The 2,039-nt window shown below is 49.7% G+C and carries 3 protein-coding genes; 1 reads left to right on the forward strand and 2 read right to left on the reverse strand.

Annotation, left to right across the window (positions count from 1 at the left end; translation table 11 throughout):
• On the forward strand, positions 1 to 149 hold a 149-nt coding region (locus tag KDM89_RS19025), incomplete at its 5' end, for an acyl-CoA dehydrogenase C-terminal domain-containing protein (protein WP_212689502.1).
• Positions 150 to 243: 94 nt separating this feature from the next.
• Here the strand turns inward: KDM89_RS19025 and KDM89_RS19030 are convergent.
• Both KDM89_RS19030 and KDM89_RS19035 read right to left on the reverse strand, forming a co-directional pair.
• Positions 244 to 1,610 (reverse strand): IS3 family transposase gene (locus KDM89_RS19030; RefSeq protein ID WP_438947532.1). Its coding sequence is split into 2 segments (ribosomal slippage): positions 244 to 1,139 and positions 1,139 to 1,610, totalling 1,368 coding nucleotides; the frame shifts between segments, so codons are not numbered across the junction.
• Between the two features lie 99 nt (positions 1,611 to 1,709).
• Positions 1,710 to 2,039 (reverse strand): exodeoxyribonuclease III (locus tag KDM89_RS19035; protein WP_212689501.1); only part of this gene is annotated, 330 nt, incomplete at its 5' end.

The following is a 2,039-nucleotide window of genomic DNA, read 5'->3' on the forward strand; positions in this document are numbered from 1 at the left end:
CAGGTCAGGGTGATGCGGACTTCTTGCAAGCCAAGATCGCCACCGCACGCTTCTTTGCTGATCATATTCTGTCAGCGGCGCAAGGCATGCGTTCCGCGATTGTGGATGGCAGCGCTGGTGTTCTGGCATTGCGTGAAGATCAGTTCTGAGTCATCTGAGGTTGGCCACCTGCTGTTTAGGTGGTGACTGAAAAAAGCCGGCTGCGCAACTGAAGTGACCCCATTTAGTTGGACAGCTTGATAGTTACGTGGCCAAGGGCTGATTCCTGTATTGAACAGGACTCAGCCCTTTTAATTTCAGTTTTATACGGTCATGATTATAGTAGTGGATGTAGTCAGCCAATCCCTTCTCCAGCTCCTCGACGTTGTTGAATTTGGTCAGGTAATAGTATTCCGACTTCAATACAGCAAAGAAGCTCTCCATCGCTGCGTTATCCAGACAGTTCCCTTTGCGCGACATGCTTTGCGTCACCTGGCGCTGTTCCAGTAAGCGCCGGTATGCTGGCATTTGATATTGCCAGCCCTGATCGGAGTGCAGTATCGGACGATCTCCTGGCTTTAACTTGCTCCATGCACTCGTCAGCATTTCGCTGATCATCTTAAACACCGGTCGCCGTGACGTGTTAAAGGCAATAATTTCTCCGTTGTATAGATCGAGTATCGGCGATAAATACAGCTTCTCCCCAGCGACATGGAATTCTGTCACATCGGTCACCCATTTTTGATTCGCCTTTTGTGCGGCAAACTGCCGCTGCAGTAAATTGGGGGCAATCCGGCCAACATGCCCTTTGTAGGAGCGGTATTTCTTGATCCTTACCAGGGACTTCAAGCCTAACTCCGTCATCAGGCGCTGCACGGTTTTATGGTTCACCGCCACCCCGGATTGCTGAATGCTGGCCGTGATGCGCCGATATCCGTAACGTCCTTGATGGCGCGCGTAAATCGTGCGTATGTGTTCTTTTAAGTCAGCATACTTATCCCCAATGAGCATTATTTTTTGCTGGTAATAAAACGTGCTGCGCGCCATGGCCGCGACTTTCAGCAAACCGGCAATGGGGTATTTTTGCCTTAGTTCCTGGATGAGTTGCGCTTTTTGCGTGACGCTGCTTCCTGTGCCTGCTCCTGAACTAAGGCTTTCAACTTTTTTAGATATTCGTTCTCCATGCGCAGGTAATTCACTTCTTCAAGTAATTCTTCGCGGGTGCGGCTGTCATCGGTTTTGACAGGGGCTGGCTGAGTTTTTTTGAACGGCGACATCACGTTGGGGCGTCCTCGGGGGCGTGGCGTTAGGGCGGGTATGCCGCCGCTATGATAGCGTTGTTCCCATGCGCTCACGATGGACTTGTTGCGGATGTCGTACAGCAGGGCTGTTTCCTGATAAGAGAGCCGATTGAGCCACATGTGTTGCAACACAGAGAGTTTGAATTCGGCACTGTAGTGGCTATATTTTTTATCTAAGCCGTCGGCACCACGTAACTGAAACCGGCGTACCCAGTGACGAACGATAGAATGATTGATGCCAAACTGCCTGGCTACCAGAGCGCAGCCAGCGTTCTCCTGCAGATAGTACTCAACAACCTGTACTTTGAATTGCTTTGTATATTTACTCATGAAAACACCCCAAAAGTATGGACGGGTGTCCAACTTTTGGGGTGCAGTTCAAATTTTCCAGCCATTTTTTTAATAGTAGTGACTTAAGACGCACATTGCTCAATCCTGATAATGAATAATCAGCGGCGAGTGGTCGGAAAAGCGTTCGTCTTTGTAAATACTGGCAGCTTGTGCTTTTGCTGCTATGCCTGGCGTGGCCACCTGATAGTCGATACGCCAACCTACATTATTGGCCCATGCCTGGCCCCGATTGCTCCACCATGTATAGCATTCGCTGGTGGTATCCGGATGCAGCCGACGGTAGGCGTCGACCCAGCCCAATTCATCAAACACTTGTGTCATCCAGGCGCGTTCCTCAGGCAGAAAGCCGGAATTTTTCTGATTGCTCTTCCAATTTTTTAAATCAATTTCTTTGTGCGCGATATTCCA

Origin of the sequence: Cognatundibacterium luofuense (assembly GCF_018139685.1) — a bacterium.
Lineage (GTDB): Bacteria > Pseudomonadota > Gammaproteobacteria > Burkholderiales > Burkholderiaceae_D > Undibacterium > Undibacterium luofuense.